The organism is Acinetobacter sp. AC1-2, assembly GCF_016124155.1.
Lineage (GTDB): Bacteria > Pseudomonadota > Gammaproteobacteria > Pseudomonadales > Moraxellaceae > Acinetobacter > Acinetobacter calcoaceticus.
The window spans coordinates 432,206-450,455 of the sequence record NZ_JABFFO010000001.1 but is presented as its reverse complement, the minus strand read 5'-3'; the positions used below and the strand labels follow the sequence as shown (position 1 = coordinate 450,455).

The window sequence follows — 18,250 nt, the reverse complement described above, 5'->3', positions numbered from 1 at the left end:
TACCATGGCTACCATTGATTTACCAGACAATTTAGTTCAGACATTATCACTTGTATTAAATCAGTTACAGCAGGTCTTACCTGAACCTAAACAAGAAACAGATTTTACTGCCCCTGCCTTTAGATGGGAAAATCAGCAACTTAAAGCCATCCATACCCCAAAGAATATTTATTTAGATGACTTAAAAGGCATTCAGCGCCAAAAAGAAAAAATCATTCAAAATACTTTGCAATTTTTAAATGGCTTACCAGCAAATGATGTTCTTCTAACTGGCTCACGTGGTACAGGAAAATCATCTATTGTTCGTGCTTTATTGACTGAATATGCCCCTCAAGGGTTACGTTTAATTGAAATTGAACGTGATGACTTGGCAGATTTACCTAAAATTCAAAAACTCATTCAAAATCGACCTGAAAAATACATCGTATATTGCGATGACTTGGCTTTTAATGCTGAAGATGAAAACTATCGTAGTTTAAAAAGTGTATTGGATGGCTCATTACAATCTGGTGCGAGTAATTTTATTATTTATGCGACCAGTAACCGTCGCCATTTGTTACCCGAATTCATGCATGAAAATACACCTGTAACCAAGGTAGATGTTCCTCAATATACTGAACTACACCCTCAAGAAGCGATTGAAGAAAAGATCTCTTTGTCAGATCGTTTTGGTTTGTGGTTATCTTTTTATCCAATGGATCAGAATTTATATTTAGAAATCGTAGAACATTATATTCAAAAGGCAAATATGCCTTTTAATGATGAAGTTCGTGCCGAGAGTTTACGTTGGTGCCAAATGCGTGGTCAGCGCTCTGGCCGTGCTGCTTACCAGTTCTCAAAGCATTGGATTGGTTTAAATGGGTTAAAACAGTTGTCTAACAATTAAACGACGAATGTCCCGCAAAGCCTTAGCTTTGGCCTGAAAACCGCTTAGATTTGGCAGTTGTTTTCCATAACCTAAAACAAAGATAGTCCTATCCTTATTTAGGTTTATATATGAAAAAACAATTGCCAAAAATTTCTATAGGCAGCAAAGTCCTCGGTAAAAGCTTATTGCTCGCGCAAGGTGCCTTGGATCAAGCAGAAAAATACTCAACTCTTCCTTTTACTCAGTCTCATATCATCCAACCTCGAGTTGACGAAAAATATTATAGCTGGACACATTACGGTATCTTTTTTCCCCTTTTACCCGAACCGCATCGTTATCTAAACATTATGATTTTATTAGGTACGCCCGGTGCGCTAGCCTTTGATCATGACGACATAATTAATGAAGACCCCAGAAAAACAGCCACGCTCTTTTCAAGTACTGCCGCGGTTGAGCAAGCTTTGCTTAAGGCGTATATCATTCCAACAGAGACACAAATTAATAAAGATGGAAACTTAATAGAACTAGGCAAAGAGATTTCAATTCAAGGAAAATTCCCGCAATTTCATATCCATGGACATTATGATGGGCTTGATTTCGACTTTGATATTGATGTTACAACACATGTTTCATGGTTTATAAAAACACCAATTTATGATCATTTTAGTTTATTGGCAAAGTTTAAAGGCTTTTTAAGTTATCAAGCAGAACGCATTGAAAGTGAAGGACTCTGTACGTATGAATATGCACGAGCAGCTGGTCCACATAGTCTCATAAACAAACTTCTTCCTGACGCTTATAAACTGCCGCTTGATTTTTTTACTTATCAAATTATTAATTTAAACGAGACCACTCAACTTCTTCTTACTAAAGCAGATATTGCAGGACAGACGGTCGCTTACACCCTCCATATTAGATATCTTGATCAGCCAGCTGAAATTTATACAGATGTTAGCTTTGACGTTATTTCTCATCAAGTCGATGACTACATCTCACCGACTGGAGAAAAAATGCGACTTCCGAAATACTTTTCGTGGATTGTTCGAAATGAGAATAAACAAATTATTTTGAATATTCAGGCAGAAATTGACTGCCCATTCCGCTATGGTCATGGGCGTGGTTATGCTAGTGGCTATAAATTTACTGGTAATTACTTCGGCAATGAAGTTCAAGGCCGTGGTTATATCGAATACATTGATATCGAAGACCAAGAAGCTTTTAAATAGGAATACTTTTACTCAGGAATAGTGAGTTCCGTCATTGGCCAACGTGGTGTCGTGGTTACAGCCAAACCATCATGTTGGCCTGCTTTTAACCGTTGATAACCAGCAAAAGCAATCATTGCACCATTATCAGTACATAAAGCAGGTTCAGCATAGTAAACTTGTGCCTTAATTTTACCCAATGAAGTTTCCAACTGTTCACGTAATCGTAAATTTGCGCTTACGCCACCTGCGATAACTAAACGTTTCAGTCCAGTTTGCTTTAGAGCTTTTACTGATTTTTTTACCAAGGTATCTACAATTGCTTCTTGGAATGAAGCTGCAATATCCGCATCTCGGTTTTCACCATTCAATTTTTTCAATTGCACAGAAACTGCTGTTTTTAAACCACTAAAAGAAAAATCTAAACCTTGGTGAAGCATTGGTCGCGGAAATTCAAATGCTGACGGATTACCACTTAAAGCTAATTTTGCAATATTGGGACCGCCTGGGTATGGCAAGCTCATCATTTTTGCAACTTTATCAAAAGCTTCTCCAGCTGCATCATCAATAGACTCACCCAAGAGTTCATATTGACCAATGCCGTGAGCTGCCATTAATTGTGTATGTCCACCTGAAACTAATAAAGCCACAAATGGAAATTCGGGTGGCTGACTTGAAAGTAGAGGTGCCAACATGTGCCCCTCCATATGATGAACACCAATTGCAGGTTTATTTAAAGAAAAAGCTAAAGTTCTTCCAAATAAAGCCCCTGTCATTAAGGCTCCCATTAAGCCAGGACCACGCGTATAAGCAACTGCATCAATCTCTTGTTTTTTTATTCCACTTTGTTCAAGCAGTTGATTCATTAAAGGAATTAATTTACGAACATGGTCACGAGAAGCAAGCTCAGGTACTACTCCACCATATTCGGCATGAAGTTTAATCTGGCTATAAAGAACCTGTCCCCGCAAGCCGAGTTCGCTATCATAAAGTGCCAACCCTGTTTCATCACAAGAAGTTTCCAAGCCTAAAACAATCATCAAAACTGCCTTTTATATGAGTCAAAATATTGCAATCGCTATTATAGACTTGTGATATGAGTTGTAAATGAGTAAAATACTGACCTTCACTTGTGATCCGGCACAATAGTGTGCTTGATCTTATCCATAATCTAGAGGATTTTACATGCCACAAGTTAAGTTGAAAGAAGGCGAACCAGTTGACGTAGCTATCCGTCGTTTCAAACGTTCATGCGAAAAAGCTGGTGTTTTAGCTGACGTTCGTAAACGCGAATTCTACGAAAAACCAACTCAAGAACGTAAGCGTAAAAAAGCTGCTGCAGTTAAACGCTACCAAAAGAAATTGGCTCGCGAATCTGTACGTACTACTCGCCTTTACTAATTAATTTGTGATTGACTGCTGAATTATGACTACTTTAAAAAACCAAATTACTGATGCATTAAAAACTTCTATGCGTGCCAAAGATATGGCAACAGTGACGGTTTTGCGTAGTCTACAAGCAGCAATTAAGCAAATCGAAGTCGATGAGCGCATAGAGCTTGGCGACGCTCAGGTTCTTGCGGTCATTGAAAAGCAAATTAAACAACGTAAAGAATCGATCAAAGCCTTTGAAGGTGCTGGTCGTGATGATTTAGCTAGTAAAGAACAAGCCGAAGCTGAGATTTTATCTCAGTTTCTACCAGAAGCTATGACTGAGGAAGAGCTTGATTCTCTCATTGAGCAAACGATTTCTGCTCAAGAAGCAACTAGCATGAAAGATATGGGTAAGGTGATGAATTCTCTACGTCCGATCATAGCCGGGCGTGCCGATCCTTCTATCGTTTCAGCAAAAATTAAAGCTAAATTAGCTTAATCTCTTCTCTTAAAATTTTATATTCCTTCAAACCAAAATTCCTTTTAGTTTGTGCATATTTGCATATCTGAAAAATTTAAAAGATATATTTTTAGATTTTCATTCGTCGCTCATCTTGCATTTGTTTTAATCTGCTGTCTATTCTAGCCGACATTGCTTGATTGTCTTTTGCCAATCGCTGAGCATGCAACATCGATTTAATTGCATTCTCTTCACTCCCCGACCAATATTCAGCTTCCGCCCGATAGCGTAAAACATTAACTGCTCTCAACTTTCCTGCTTTATCCAAATTCGCAGCTTGCTGTAAAAATTGCCAACCTTGTATATCTCTTGGGTTTTTATTAATAAATCGCTGAACAAGCGTTTGAACTTGTGCAAATTTTCCTTGACGTAATAGCACTTCAGCCAATTTATAGCTAAAAGCTCTATTTTCAGGCATAGTCATTTGTGTAGAAGCAATTGAAGTATAGGCTTGATCCAGCTTGTTTTGCCCTAGATAAATATCTGTCTGCAATAGCGCAACAAGAGGTTTCCCGCTAGATTTGGCTTGATCTAAGGTAGACTGTGCCTGTGCATAATCACCTTGTTTTACGTAAAAAGCCGCCAAAGCAATAAGACCAGCAATATTTTTTTGAGAGGCCAAACTCTGTAGTTGATTTTCAGTAGCCTGATTTGAAACCACCATTGTGTACCATTTTAAAATTTCAAAATCGGCATCATATATACGATTTTTGACTTTAGGCATCTGGTTCGCACGAAGTCGAGCTTCACTCATGCGCTCAGTCGTCAATGGATGAGTCAACCAGAAATCTGGTAAAAAACTTACCCGACTCGTCGCACGGTGCATTGTTTCAAAATAGTCTGCCATACTTTGAGGGTTGTAACCCGCTGCATACATATATTGCATGCCAATACGGTCTGCTTCACGCTCCTGATTTCGACTATATGTTAACTGGCTATCCATTAGTGCAGCTTGTGTTCCCAACATCACTGCTGCCCCAGCATCTCCACCGCCCTGTGCAGCGATTGCCACACCTGCCAAAAGCCCAGCCAAACTTAATAAAGTTTGCCCCTTAAAGGCTTCCTCTGAACGACTAAAATGTCTTTGGGATACGTGTGCAATTTCATGCGCCATAACCCCAGCAATTTCATCAATATTGCGAGCTGAAGCAATAAGGCCAGTATTAAGCGCGAATAAGCCACCCGGAACAGCAAATGCATTGATTTGTGGATCTTTAATTACAACTAGACCAATAGGCTGACCAAGTTGAGTCTCACTCAAAATACTTGAAAATACTTGGAAAAATTGATCTTCGAGCCAGATATCTTGGAGAACTGGCATTTGTTTATGAACTTCACGGAATACTTTTTCACCAATAAATTTTTCTTTTTGCTGATCAAGCAAACCTATCCCACTTCCAATATTTGGAATTTCCACCTGATTCGCAGATGACCGAGGGTCGAAAGACTGTGCATACGCAGCATTTGCTATAAAAGTCGCACTTAAAATAACTGGCAAAAATCTCAAAAGTTTTTCTCTATTAAAATTAAACCATAAAAAAGTCTACTGATGTGAACCATAAAAAATGATGTTCAATCAATAGACTTTTACTATATCACTGGAAATCGACTAGTTTTGCAATGAAGTGTTATTCATCACTTATATAAAGTTTGGGTTTACCAGATATCTAGGTGTTTTATCCTCTAAAGCCTCAACCAGATTTTTATAGGCAAGATTTGCCATTTTTTTACGGGTTTCAGCAGTAGCTGAACCCACATGAGGTAAAGTGACTACGTTCGGCAATTTAAAAAGTGCTGAATCTTGTAAAGGTTCTTTTTCATACACATCTAAACCAGCAGCAAAGATCTGATTTTGCTGCAAAGCCTCAATCAAAGCTTGCTCATCAACTACCGAACCGCGCGCAATATTAATAAAAATAGCGTGTTTTTGCATAAGCTCAAATTGAGCTTTGCCCATTAAAGCTTTCGATTCGTTATTTAAATCAACTGCGGTTACTACAAAATCAGACTGTTGTAGTAATTGATCCAAACCAAGATATTGTGCGTTTAATGGCTCAGCTAATTCAGGCTTTTCACGACGATTATGGTAAACAATATTCATGTTAAATCCATAAAAACCACGTCGAGCAATTGCAGCCCCAATATTGCCAAGTCCAATAATTCCTAGTGTTTTTCCAAAAACATCTAAACCGAATTGCTGAGGCCCTACAGTTCTTTTCCATTCACCTTGCTTTGTCCAATGATCAAGAAAAGGAACTTTTCTAGCAGCGCTTAGTAATAATGTAAAAGCAAGATCAGCTGTTGTTTCTGTTAAAACATGAGGCGTATTTGATAACCAGATTTTTCTTTGATTTAAATAAGCCACATCATAATTGTCATAGCCGACCGTTACAGATGAAATAATTTTTAGTTTTTGGGCTGGTGCAAGGTTATTTTCATTCAGTAACCGTCCTGCACCAATCATCCCGTCAGCATCTACAACGTGTTGTCGTATTTGTTCATTAATATCACCCAGTTTTGGGTTAAGAACTACAACATGATAATTCTGTTGTAATCGAGACAAAATTTCTTCATCAATTTGGCTAAATACTACAACTTTTTTCATGTAAATCCCTGCTACTCGTTGTTATCTTGCATTAATTTCCATAACCTTTTTTTAAGGAGTGGTTTCTCCAGCATTTCTTTTAAACTTGCTAAATAAATAATATCCGCGTGTTGAATATAAGAACAGTCACCAAGACACAATATCTTTTTCTCTGATGCGACAGCATCTAAAAAGCCTTGTATATATGAACTGGCACCCCGCTGATCTTGATAAGTCGCTAAAGGGAAAGGCCATTTCAATTCAGCATATTGCCCTATTTTTGCTTTTTGTATGTTGCTCCAAAGCTGTTTTTCTTCTTCGCTTAAATTCGTAACATCTAAAAAAATTACACATTTTTCAAGAGAAAAAGCCTGCAACTCAAATGATGCAATCTTAACTACAGGCGCTTGCACCTCATTGTGAGGTGCTATAACGGGCTGAATATCTATTGAAACTGGCGCCACAATTTCAGGTTCAACTTTTGGAATCTCGTTGATTTGTGGCTTTGTAGGCTGCTCAAGAAAGACTGGTTCTACAGAAGGCAATATAATCGGTTCAGGTTCTTCAACAACATGATCTCGCCAAAGGCTTTGAGCATTATTTTTTTGGCACACCTGTGTCTTAGGAATCCATAAATCAATTCCTAAAGTTGCCAGTATATTTCTTTGCTGCCCAATCATGTTTGAATCAATACCTCTACTCAATCTACATTCTAACGGGCTTCAGTTTTTTTTTCAGTGTTTTATTTCGTTCAGCTGTTTTTATAATCGTAGATGTCTTTTAAATAATCATAACACTATTTCTTTTTTGCATTTGCTCAACAATTTCTTCTGTCTCAAAGCCGAAACGCCAATAAAGCAATTCAAGTACATCCAACTCATCTTGAGTAATAATGCGATCGCTCCACAAGCACATTTCCGCAATCGCTAAAATACTCAGACGGTCACGTAACAATAAACCCGCAATATCATTTAAAATTTCAGCAAGATCTAAAGGCTCATCCGAAATTTCATCATAAATATTCATTTCATCAGGATTGAGCAAAGAACGTAAAATACGATCACGGACTTCTAACTGATTTGGGCTATTAATTTGTTGAACATGAAGTAAAGCATCAACCAAGCGAACAATTTGGGGTTTTACTTCTTCAAATGCAGTTGGTAAATGCAGCGGCATCAAATTCAGTTCATATTTAACCCGTTCTAACAAAAGTGCATCCAGCAACCCAATCTCGCCATCTTCTTGAATAATGAGCGCCAGTTTTGTGAGAAATTGCCGCGCAATACTTGCTGGCATATGTCCAATGTTTTTACAGGCATCATGGAATATCTGAATATGAATACGACCATCCAGATTTAATAAAGCATCGATAATGGCATGGCTAACTGGCGCATCTTTAGGGATGAATTCTCGATATTGACGAATCATCAAAATAGCCACCATTACTTCACGTGACCCTGTAGCTGTTTGTAGCGCACGCTGAATTAACTCAGGGCGCTTTTTATTGCGACGCACATCACTACTAAGAGGCTTAATCGCATCATTTAGTGCAAAACTAATAGGTGACAATCTTAGTAAAGGCAAGGGCTGTGGAGATGACCACGGAATATAAATCTCTTTTTCAGATTCTTCTAAAAAATGAAATAAGCTAAATAACGGACGGTTACGTAGTTTTTTCAAATTTTCTAATTGTAAATCTTGTAGCAAAGTCGGGTTTAATTCATAAATGCGTTCACGAATACTCGGATGAATATTCATCCAGCTTTGAGGGCTCAGTGAGTTTGCAAAACACATATGCGCGATTGATTCGGAATAAGCACTATGAATTTGAGAACCGGAATGATGAACATAAATACGCAATAAAGTCTGGGTATTCGCACTATTTTTTAATAATCGTACTGTTTTTTGGTCATTACGAAATGTGCGACCACTCAAAGTTAAATACTTAATGAATCGAGTGATCAATACCCCAAGGCTACCCGCCAACCAAATTACCCCACCCACCGCAACAAAGACTGTTTCAAATTTATGTTTATAACCAGGGCTATAGCGTTTAAAACCCTGTTTCGCTAATTTACTACCCCACTGACTAAAGGTTGTTAATCCACTATATAGAATCTTTAATTTAGTGTTTTCAACTGCTTCACCCGATAAAATCTGATTAAACTCATGACCTAATAAGCCATATAGCTCAAGTTTATCCAGATTCTGCAAGGCTCCCCACGTCAAAATAATCACAATATCTTTAGGGTGAAAACCTGCTGTGAGTGCATTGACTCCGACCTCATCAGGTAAAACATACAAGGTTGGAACTTTTAGTGAGAAATTCTGCGCCAAATTTTCTGTAATTTTTAATGCCGCAAGTTCTTCTGGGGTACTTTCTTCTTTCACCAAACGGCGTGCTTTAAGTTGTTTCGCTAAAGAATGTCCGCCTTTACGTAGAATATAAAGTTCGGTAACTACCGACCAAACCATAATAAAAAGTAATAGTGCGACAAAATAAGGACTTAAAGTGTGCCACCAAATTGGCTGACTATAATCAAAAAAATGAACGAGCAAACCTAAAATTAAATTTAAAATAAAAATAGTAAGCAGCACAGCAACCAAACACATAGTGATGGACCATGCCATATTCTTATTTTCGATTAGATAGTGGCTTACTTCTTTCAATGTAAATAATCCCAATTACATTGTTAGGTTTCATCATAAAAGAAAAAAGCGGGAAACACCCGCTTTTTTCAGCTATTCCTATTCTTCTTTAATACCTGTTAAATCTACAGAAGCTGCGTCAACATTCACATCAATGTAACCATCTTTTTTCTTTTTAGCAGAATCATTACGCTTCTGCTCCAAATTATTTAGATAAGCACCATCAATATCACCTGTTACATAGATTCCATCAAATACAGAGCAATCAAACTCAGTTAGATCAGGCACTTTGCTAGTACGTACAGCATTTTTCAAGTCTTCCAATTCTTGGAAAACCAAACGATCCGCACCAATAATTTCTTGGATCTCTTCTACGCTGCGTTCTGAAGCAATCAGCTCAGTTTTAGCAGGCATATCAATACCGTAAACGTTTGGATACATAACCTGAGGTGCAGCTGATGCAAAGTATACTTTTTTTGCACCAGAATCACGCGCCATCTGGATGATTTCGTTACAGGTAGTACCACGAACAATTGAGTCATCAACTAATAAAACGTTCTTGCCTTTAAATTCCAACTCAACAGGGTTTAATTTCTGACGTACAGATTTTTTACGCTGTTGCTGACCTGGCATAATGAAGGTACGACCAATATAACGGTTTTTCATAAAACCTTCACGGAACTTAACACCTAGAATATTTGCAAGTTCTAATGCTGAAGTACGGCTCGTATCTGGAATTGGAATAACCACATCAATATCATGGTCTTCACCCCAGTCACGTAAAATTTTATGAGCAAGCTTTTCACCCATTTTTAAACGGGCTTTATAAACTGAAATTCCGTCAATGATGGCATCAGGGCGTGCAAAATAAACATATTCAAAAATACATGGGCGATATTTTGGATTAGCTGCACATTGTCTTGTGAACAATTCACCATCAGCAGTGATAAAAATTGCTTCACCAGGTTCAATGTCACGCTCAATTTTAAAACCAAGCGCTGTAATAGCAACTGATTCAGAAGCGATGATGTATTCCATCTCACCTTGTTCAGTCATACGTGAACCATAAATGAGTGGGCGGATACCGTTTGGATCGCGGAAACCAACCAAACCATGACCGGTAATCATCGCCACTACGCCATATGCACCTAGACAGCGCTCGTGTACACGAGTAACTGTATGGAAAATATCATCTGGTGTAGGGTTTAAAGTACCGTTCTTCTGCAACTCATGCGCGAATACGTTCAAAAGAACTTCTGAGTCCGAATCTGTATTCATATGACGTAAATCTGTTTTAAACAGGTCATCATGAATATCTTCAGCATTGGTTAAATTACCATTATGTGCAAGCGTAATACCGTAAGGTGAGTTCACATAAAATGGTTGTGCTTCAGCACTGCTAGCAGAACCAGCAGTTGGGTAACGTACATGGCCAATACCATAATTACCAAGTAATGCTCTCATATGACGAGTATGAAAAACATCACGCACCATACCGTTATCCTTACGAAGGAAAAGACGGCCTTCATGGCAGGTTACTATTCCAGCTGCATCTTGCCCACGATGTTGCAACATCGTTAAAGCATCAAACAACATTTGGTTCACTGGCGATTTACCGGCTATACCAACAACTCCACACATAGCAACCTCGCAGACAAGCTAGGAATTAATAAAAAGGATTCTTTGTCGAATGGTCGGATCGGTTTTCTAAATCCTCCGATTCGCCCATTGGTTTTGAAGGGGTGCTTGATGCACTACCTCCAGATGTTATTTGATGAAATGCCTCACTTGCTGCATCTTTAGACAATTCGGTAGCTAAAGGCGCATAAGGCAGTAAAAATTGTATAAGTTTGGACTGTTTCCAGTGTGGTGAACTTTCAACCCAAGGCCCTACGCCCTGCATTGTAATCAACACAACCAACAAGCCTTTTAAAGAACCAAAAGCACCACCCGCTAAACGATTTAATGGCCCCAATTTCAGACTTTTCAAGAGGCCATTTAAAAATGCAGTGACGATCCATGTTAAAACAATGATCATAAGTGCGATAAATGCGAAAGCTGCAATTTTTTGAACAACCGGATCATGACTTAAACCTGACATGGACGGCGCAAGAAGGACAGCATATTTTGCACCCATAATTAATGCAATGATCCATCCTACCAAGTTCGCAAAGGCTTTGATAAATCCTTGTCGCAAACCGTTTAGCCCCCCAATGAGCAAAAGTATCAGAATGATGATATCAATTGTGTTCATATTCACTTAAGTCATGGCTGCAACACATTGTTTTACTAATATAGGACCGGTATAAATCAATCCGCTATAGATCTGTACTAGTGTTGCCCCAGCTTGCTGTTTGGCTGCTGCCTGTTCACCCGACAAAATTCCACCCACGCCAATTAACGGGATTTGTCCTTTTAACGTTTGGGCAAATAAACGTAAGCATTCGGTACTTTTTTCAAAAACAGGCGCACCTGATAAGCCACCCGACTCATTACCATAAGGAAGATTTTCTACACCCTCTCTAGATAAAGTCGTATTGGTAACGATTAAACCATCAATTTTAAATTGCAATAATTGCGCTGCAATAAACTCAACATCTTCCGCTGTTAAATCAGGTGCAACTTTTAAAACTAAAGGAACATAATGGTTATATTGCTCGGCAAGCTCAAGTTGTCTTTCTTTTAATGTTTGCAATAATTCAGTTAATGCATCACCACTTTGTAAACTTCTTAAGTTCTTAGTATTTGGAGATGAGATATTAACGGTAATATAAGAAGCGTAATTATAAACTTTCTCAAGGCAAATCAGGTAATCATCAACAGCCTTTTCTACAGGCGTATCTGCATTCTTACCAATATTGATACCTAGAATTCCTTTAAATTTTGAAGCTTTGACATTCTCAACAAGTTTATCAACACCATCATTATTAAAACCCATGCGGTTAATAATGGCTTTCGCTTCAGGAATACGGAACAATCGTGGTTGTGGATTACCCGACTGAGGACGAGGTGTAATTGTTCCAATTTCAATAAAACCGAAACCCAGTCCGGCTAAAGAATCAATATGTGCACCATTCTTATCAAGTCCAGCCGCTAAACCTACCGGATTTGGAAATTCAATTCCCATACAGGTTGTCGGTTTTGATTCTACGCTCTGGCGCAGCAGGCCGAACTTATGTGCTTTATCAAGCATAAATAATGTTAATTCATGGGCACGCTCTGGTGCTAAACTAAACAACATCGGGCGAGCAAGTGAATATAACATACCAATCACAGTCTACTGATTTTAGGTAGGCATATTATAGGCACAGGTAGCACAAAACACCATGCTTAAGAACAGCATATTTTAATATGTTATTGAACCGTCGCTGTTAATTTAATCTGTCCATCACTTGAAACCATTTCCATTTTTTCAATACTTAAGCCCATTTGAGCAAGTTGGGTTAAAAAGTTCGCTAAAATTGCATAATTCTGATGAGTAACAATAATTTGTAACTGCTCACCATTTTGTTGAGAAGTGACTGTTAAGCCTTGTTGCTGAGCTACTCGTTGTATTTTTTCCGATTGGCCTAATTCGAGTTCATTCGCTGGTTTCATGGTAACTGCATTACTCTGCATCCATACCATTAAATCTTTTAAATCATTTAACCGTTTTTGCTGTTGTTCTGCCAAGGAATGCATTTTCCAAAGTGAAGCACCCACAATGGCAACCACAACAAAAATTGTAGTAAAGACTACCATAACCCGCTCACGTACAGTTAAACGATCTAAATATTGAGTGACTTGTTCAATCCACTGGTCAAAGCGGTTTTGCAATTGAGTTATCATTTTCATTATTGTATTTTCACCACCCCAATTGCCCCACCACCATCGGCTTGAACATTACCTAGCTCCGCTTTGAATCCCTGCTGGTTAAGTTGCTGTGTTAAAGCTTGCAAATCATCTGCCGACTTTGCTTTTAATGCCATGGTCAGTGTTGAGGCATCATAAGCTAACTGCTGAGCTAAAATTTGCCTTTGCATTAAAATAGGACCAACACGGCTCAATAAAGAAAGTGCTTGTGTATCACCTTGCTTACTCATTTCTAAATGACTTTTAAAACTACTTCTTATATTTTGTTCAGTTACTCGACCAGATGGACCAAACCAATATTTATATTGCTCTATAGTCTGCTCAGCTGTTTGATTCGCTACATTTCTTAATTTTACCCAACGCAATAAATCATAGCTAAACTGAACCACAATAATTGCTAAAACAATAACAGCACATGCTTTCCAGTACCCAGAAACAGTGTGCTCTTGCCCTTTGGCTTTCGGTAAAACATTAAAAGGATGCTGTTTAGGTTTATCTAAACCCTGAAATTGATAGATAAATTCAGAATGATGCTCGGCATCCGATGCTGCCACCAAACTTTCGAGTTGCTCTGTTGTTAAACCACTATATTGATAATGAGTTTCGACTGATTGAAACTCTAAAAATAATGCTAAATCATCTAGCGAATTACCCACCCATTTACTTTCACGTACAAGTAATTTCTGGTCAATATTACATAAGACCACTTGCTGCTCTTGAGGTTCAGGTAAAATCAGAAAGTCTGGCAATAAAGCAACGAGTTTAATAGGCAGTAAAGCCATTGCATGCTGCCATGTTTCAACTGTTGTTTTTGCCACTCCCAATACGGTTAATTGATCAGCATGAAAATGATGCACTACTTTCATATGATCAATAGGCAAAGTTACAAATTCTTCAAGCAAATATTTAACACCATCTGCCCCTAGTTGCTTGTAATGAGACTTTGCCATGTGCTGCTGGAGTACCTGAGCATGGCGACTAGGGAAAAAGATGACAGCTTCTTTTCCTTGATGTAATTGCAGGTCTTGTATTAATTGATCAAGACTTGCTGCCTGCAACCAGTTTTCTCCGTTAGACCAATGCCATATTCCATTGGTTTCAGGCATCCATAAATACAGCATAATGGGCTAAATGACCTTTTTAATTATATTGTGGGTATAAAACTATTTTTTTGTGTTGATAAACCAGTTGCAATAACAGCCTGATCATAAATTCGAGCTTCGGCAAGTGCAAATGGATTAAAGTTTTCATGTGTCAGTAGTTCAGCAATATGCCCTACCACGTTCATATGACACACGACTACAATTGACTCATAAGGAACCTGAGACAACCACTCAACTGCTTCTTTCGCATTATCATCTGGTTTAATTTTATCGCATAACAACACAGGAACATCTTTAAAATAAGCTTGAATATGCGCCAATGTCTCTTGAGCACGCAATAAAGGACTAACTACAAAAATATCAGGCTTAACAATATCTTTTAAGAATGTTGCTGTTTGCTCAGCTTGAGCATGCCCACGAGCGGTAAGTGGACGTTTAGTGTCATTACCATTCACTGGAGGAGCGGCTTCCCCATGACGAACCAATGTCAGTTGCATAAATATTCCTTGTTAATAATTCTTGCATTATAACCGTAATTTATGACATTTCTTCTTCAGACTTCATGATGAGGTAAAACAAACTCAACATCACTTCGGTGTCCATTTTTCATAAGAGATAAGGCAATATTTAAAGGTGGCGCACCCTCAAAAATAACCTCATATAAGGCATTGGTAATAGGCATATATACGTCTAGTTCTTCTGCTTTACCACGCACCTGAACAATTGTATTAATTCCTTCAGCTGTTTGCCCCAACTCTTTACTCGCTTGGTCAAGTGTTTTACCTGAACCCAAAGCATAACCAATCTGATAATTACGGCTTAAAGGACTATTACAGGTTGCAAATAAATCACCAACACCAGATAAACCTAAGAACGTTAGCGGATTTGCCCCTTGTTTGACTGCAAAACGACTCATTTCGGCCAAGGCACGCGTTAAAATCATACTCTTGGTATTTTCACCAATCTTGTAAGCAGCACCAATTCCCATTGCAACTGCATAAATATTTTTAAGTGCACCCCCTAGTTCAACACCATGCACATCATCACTACCGAAAACTCGGAATAAGGCACTATGAAGAGCATGCTGCACAGCATAACGAACTAATTCAGAATCACTGGCAATAACAGTACCAGATGGCATACCTGCCATAATCTCCTTAGCGAGATTTGGACCAGATAACACCCCATAAGGAACTTCTGGCAATTCTTCACGAATAATATCGCTCATGAAGCTAAAAGTTTTAGCCTCGACGCCCTTCGTTAGAGAGACAACCGCTTGCGCAGTAATAAAAGGCGCAATTTGTTTTAATACATCACGAAATGAATGACTAGGAATTGCCACCAAAATAATATCTCGATCACACACAGCTTGTTCAAGGTCAGACACAGCACGTAATGATGACTCTAAAACAAAGTCTGGCAAATAACGTTTATTAATATGGGTTTTATTGATTTCTTCTGCTGTTTCGGCATCACGAATCCAGATCATGGTGTCGCAACCATTACGTGCAGCTAAATTGGCCATCGCCGTACCAAAGCTGCCTCCACCTAACACAGTAATACGTAATGCTGTTTTTTTATCAACCGCAACAGGTTCCACTAAATCTGTAAACTTAAATTCAGCCATGCTTTATTATCCTATTTCTTACTTTTGAGGCTCGTTAAGCCTGCCAAACCTTTACAAATTCTTTACTTTCAATCTCTGCACGCGGTGCAATCGCTTTAGCTGCTGTGCCCACATAAATAATACCTGAAATTAAATCATGTGGTTGCAATCCTAAATGCTGCTTTAACCAATTTGATTCAACAACCGCGCCACTACGCCACATGGTGGAAAAGCCTTGAACTTGTAAAGACAATAAAAGGTTCTGTACGGCAGCCCCAGTACTTAAAATCTGTTCAAAATGCGGAACCTTAGGATGGTCTTGCAATTGCGTAAGCGCTAAAATGAGTAAAGGCGCGCGAAAAGGATGTTGCTTAACTCGTTCAAGTTGCGCTGAGTCAGTTTCACCCAAATCAGCCAATGCTTTTGCTAAAACCTCACCAAATGCAGCACGTTGTTCAGCCTCGATAACGACAAAACGTGTTGGTTTAAGCCTATGATGGTCAGGAGCAGTTAAAGCAGCTTGAAAGGCCAACTCTAATTGATCTGCATTTGGTGCAGGCTCAATCAATTGACCAATAGATTGACGTTGGTGAATATTCTGATGAATTATCTGTGTTGCTGAATCCGTCATTAATATTGATCTAACTCAAAAAATTCAAAATAGATTAGCATAATCTACAGATAATCCACCATTGTATCTAGAACATAAAAAACAACGAGCTCATGCTTTGACATATTTTTAAGACAAAACATCAAAACTAATACAACGTCTTCAAAGTCAATTAGAAAACTTGTGTTCAAATAGTGAGATCTTTTGACGATTAACGATATTAGGTGAAACATGAAAAAAATAATTTTAGCGAGTGCGTTGAGCAGTGTTGTTTTATTACTAGGAGCTTGTGCCACTACCCCTAAAAACACCTTAGCGGTTCAAAAAGAAAATAATCAATTTGAAGTCACAGGCATTGGTAAAACAAATCTAATTGCAAAAAATAATGCGATTACTGCCGCTCAAAAAACTTGTTCAAAAAATACTACGCCCGTTGTTGTAGATGAAAAAACAACATACAACGGTGTATTAAAAGATGTAGTAAGCGAGAAAACAGGCCAAATGGTCGAAGCAGCAGCTGGTGTGATTGGTACATTAACTGGTAAAAATGCATCTCTAGCAAAAGATGATGATTATCAAACAACACTTACCTTCTATTGCAAAATTAATTAATCAAAAAAAAATCCCAATCAAATGATTGGGATTTTTTTTATTAGCAATAACCCTCTATACGGGTTAATGGCAATTTCTTACCAATTGCTTTTTCAATTTCCGGCAAGTAAAAAGCATCATCTTCTGAAAGAAAACTAATACTTACACCTTGTGACCCAGCACGGCCTGTACGACCAATACGGTGCACATAATCGTCTGACTGCTCAGGTAAGGTATAGTTAACCACATGAGATACACCATCAACATGAATACCACGGCCAGCAACATCAGTTGCGATCATAATGTTATTTTTACCCTGCTTAAACTGGTCTAACATTTTTAAACGTTTATCTTGAGCAATTTCACCTGAAAGCATCCCGACCCGATATCCATCTCTCTTTAAATGGTCATAAAGACGGCGTACTTGATCACGTCGATTAGCAAAAATCATGACTTTATCGATAGGCTCTTCACGCAAAATATCTTGTAGCAAACGATATTTATCTTGTTTAGCTACTACATAAACACGTTGCTCAACATCGTTATTGGTTTTTTGCTCAGGCTCAATTTCAACAGTGATTGGCTCAAACAACCATTGTCTGGCCAAATTAAGCACGTCATAACTAAAAGTAGCCGAGAACATGAGGGTTTGACGTTCTTCCTTACGCGGGGAATAACGCACGATACGTTTTACAGAAGGAATAAAACCCATGTCCAATAAGCGGTCTGCTTCATCAATGACTAGGAATTCAATTTGATCGAGCCAAACTTCTTTTTGTTCTACAAAATCAATTAGACGCCCAGGCGTGGCAACCATGATATCGACAAAATTAGCATCTAGCTGTTTCTTTTGCTTATCAAAATCTACGCCACCTAATAGTGTCACGACGTGTAAATCTGAAAATTTTGTGAGTAACTTCGCATCGCTTTCAATTTGCAATGCCAATTCACGAGTAGGCGCCAAAATCAAGGCACGTGGCTCACCACGAAAACGCTGCTCTTGAATCGGGTTATGTAACAAGTCATTAATTACACTAATCAGGAAAGCAGCAGTTTTACCTGTTCCTGTTTGCGCTCTACCAATTGCATCATGCCCGCCCAACGTATATTTTAAAACCTTTTGCTGAATCGGGGTCATTTGCTTAAACCCTAAAGCATCAATCGCCTTTTTAAGTTGCGGATGTAAATTCAAGGTTTCAAAACCAGATGTCATAAATACGTGCTCTAACAAACAATCTCTCTAATGAGAAGATCATTATAAACAAAAACGCCCCAATTCAAAAATTGG

General features: G+C 38.4%; 19 protein-coding genes. 5 read left to right on the top strand and 14 right to left on the bottom strand.

The annotated features are described in order from the left end of the window. Nucleotides 1-4: 4 nt before the first annotated feature. Together HL290_RS02055 and HL290_RS02050 are read left to right on the top strand one after the other, a co-directional pair. The gene (locus HL290_RS02055) at nucleotides 5-886 is read left to right on the top strand and encodes an ATP-binding protein (protein ID WP_004643432.1); all 882 of its coding nucleotides are present in this window, start codon (nucleotides 5-7) and stop codon (nucleotides 884-886) included. A 110-nt stretch (nucleotides 887-996) separates the two neighbouring features. Continuing rightward, nucleotides 997-2,094 (top strand): DUF6670 family protein, encoded by a 1,098-nt coding sequence (locus HL290_RS02050; protein ID WP_198495443.1) that lies wholly within the window; start codon nucleotides 997-999, stop codon nucleotides 2,092-2,094. Nucleotides 2,095-2,102: 8 nt separating this feature from the next. Here HL290_RS02050 and tsaD read toward each other — a convergent pair whose 3' ends face one another. Beyond that, nucleotides 2,103-3,113, bottom strand: coding sequence for a tRNA (adenosine(37)-N6)-threonylcarbamoyltransferase complex transferase subunit TsaD (tsaD, locus tag HL290_RS02045; protein WP_003650765.1), 1,011 nt, complete (start codon nucleotides 3,111-3,113; stop codon nucleotides 2,103-2,105). Between the two features lie 145 nt (nucleotides 3,114-3,258). Here tsaD and rpsU point away from each other — a divergent pair, with 145 nt between their 5' ends. Both rpsU and HL290_RS02035 read left to right on the top strand, forming a co-directional pair. Beyond that, a complete protein-coding gene (gene rpsU, locus HL290_RS02040) occupies nucleotides 3,259-3,474 on the top strand; it encodes a 30S ribosomal protein S21 (RefSeq protein ID WP_001136722.1) in 216 nt (71 codons plus the stop codon). A gap of 25 nt (nucleotides 3,475-3,499) precedes the next feature. Beyond that, entirely contained in the window at nucleotides 3,500-3,946 is a 447-nt protein-coding gene (locus HL290_RS02035) for a GatB/YqeY domain-containing protein (protein WP_003650763.1), read from the top strand. 91 nt (nucleotides 3,947-4,037) lie between these two features. Here the strand turns inward: HL290_RS02035 and HL290_RS02030 are convergent, their stop codons facing one another. The 12 genes from HL290_RS02030 to HL290_RS01975 all read right to left on the bottom strand — a co-directional run bounded on the left by HL290_RS02030 (nucleotide 4,038) and on the right by HL290_RS01975 (nucleotide 16,392). After that, nucleotides 4,038-5,465, bottom strand: coding sequence for a M48 family metalloprotease (locus HL290_RS02030; protein WP_080632212.1), 1,428 nt, complete (start codon nucleotides 5,463-5,465; stop codon nucleotides 4,038-4,040). 141 nt (nucleotides 5,466-5,606) lie between these two features. Beyond that, nucleotides 5,607-6,572, bottom strand: a complete 966-nt coding sequence (locus tag HL290_RS02025; protein ID WP_151743248.1) for a 2-hydroxyacid dehydrogenase — start codon at nucleotides 6,570-6,572, stop codon at nucleotides 5,607-5,609. An 11-nt stretch (nucleotides 6,573-6,583) separates the two neighbouring features. Further along, nucleotides 6,584-7,231 carry a hypothetical protein gene (locus HL290_RS02020; protein WP_198495442.1) on the bottom strand — a complete coding sequence of 216 codons (648 nt, stop codon included), beginning with the start codon at nucleotides 7,229-7,231 and terminating at the stop codon, nucleotides 6,584-6,586. A 100-nt stretch (nucleotides 7,232-7,331) separates the two neighbouring features. Next, nucleotides 7,332-9,221 carry a M48 family metalloprotease gene (locus HL290_RS02015; RefSeq protein WP_004643441.1) on the bottom strand — a complete coding sequence of 630 codons (1,890 nt, stop codon included), beginning with the start codon at nucleotides 9,219-9,221 and terminating at the stop codon, nucleotides 7,332-7,334. A 78-nt stretch (nucleotides 9,222-9,299) separates the two neighbouring features. Next, nucleotides 9,300-10,841: an amidophosphoribosyltransferase gene (gene purF, locus HL290_RS02010; RefSeq protein ID WP_003650754.1), complete on the bottom strand. Its 1,542-nt coding sequence runs from the start codon at nucleotides 10,839-10,841 to the stop codon at nucleotides 9,300-9,302. A 25-nt stretch (nucleotides 10,842-10,866) separates the two neighbouring features. Next, nucleotides 10,867-11,454, bottom strand: coding sequence for a CvpA family protein (locus HL290_RS02005; RefSeq protein ID WP_004643443.1), 588 nt, complete (start codon nucleotides 11,452-11,454; stop codon nucleotides 10,867-10,869). A 6-nt stretch (nucleotides 11,455-11,460) separates the two neighbouring features. Then, on the bottom strand, nucleotides 11,461-12,465 hold the full coding sequence (locus tag HL290_RS02000; RefSeq protein WP_198495441.1) for a quinone-dependent dihydroorotate dehydrogenase: 1,005 nt from the start codon (nucleotides 12,463-12,465) through the stop codon (nucleotides 11,461-11,463). Between the two features lie 89 nt (nucleotides 12,466-12,554). After that, complete coding sequence (gspM, locus tag HL290_RS01995; protein ID WP_017388004.1) at nucleotides 12,555-13,034, bottom strand: type II secretion system protein GspM; 480 nt, start codon at nucleotides 13,032-13,034, stop codon at nucleotides 12,555-12,557. Beyond that, nucleotides 13,034-14,173 (bottom strand): type II secretion system protein GspL, encoded by a 1,140-nt coding sequence (gene gspL, locus HL290_RS01990; RefSeq protein ID WP_198495440.1) that lies wholly within the window; start codon nucleotides 14,171-14,173, stop codon nucleotides 13,034-13,036. The genes gspM and gspL overlap by 1 nt, the downstream gene beginning before the upstream one ends. Nucleotides 14,174-14,196: 23 nt before the next feature. Next, nucleotides 14,197-14,652 (bottom strand): SixA phosphatase family protein, encoded by a 456-nt coding sequence (locus HL290_RS01985; RefSeq protein WP_003650745.1) that lies wholly within the window; start codon nucleotides 14,650-14,652, stop codon nucleotides 14,197-14,199. A gap of 56 nt (nucleotides 14,653-14,708) precedes the next feature. Then, nucleotides 14,709-15,782: an NAD(P)H-dependent glycerol-3-phosphate dehydrogenase gene (locus HL290_RS01980; RefSeq protein WP_003650743.1), complete on the bottom strand. Its 1,074-nt coding sequence runs from the start codon at nucleotides 15,780-15,782 to the stop codon at nucleotides 14,709-14,711. A 34-nt stretch (nucleotides 15,783-15,816) separates the two neighbouring features. Next, a complete protein-coding gene (locus HL290_RS01975) occupies nucleotides 15,817-16,392 on the bottom strand; it encodes a nitroreductase (RefSeq protein ID WP_003650741.1) in 576 nt (191 codons plus the stop codon). Between the two features lie 210 nt (nucleotides 16,393-16,602). Here HL290_RS01975 and HL290_RS01970 point away from each other — a divergent pair, with 210 nt between their 5' ends. Beyond that, a complete protein-coding gene (locus tag HL290_RS01970; RefSeq protein ID WP_005046134.1) occupies nucleotides 16,603-16,983 on the top strand; it encodes a hypothetical protein in 381 nt (126 codons plus the stop codon). Nucleotides 16,984-17,023: 40 nt separating this feature from the next. Here HL290_RS01970 and rhlB read toward each other — a convergent pair whose 3' ends face one another. After that, nucleotides 17,024-18,175 carry an ATP-dependent RNA helicase RhlB gene (gene rhlB / locus HL290_RS01965; RefSeq protein ID WP_003650737.1) on the bottom strand — a complete coding sequence of 384 codons (1,152 nt, stop codon included), beginning with the start codon at nucleotides 18,173-18,175 and terminating at the stop codon, nucleotides 17,024-17,026. Nucleotides 18,176-18,250 lie beyond the last annotated feature (75 nt).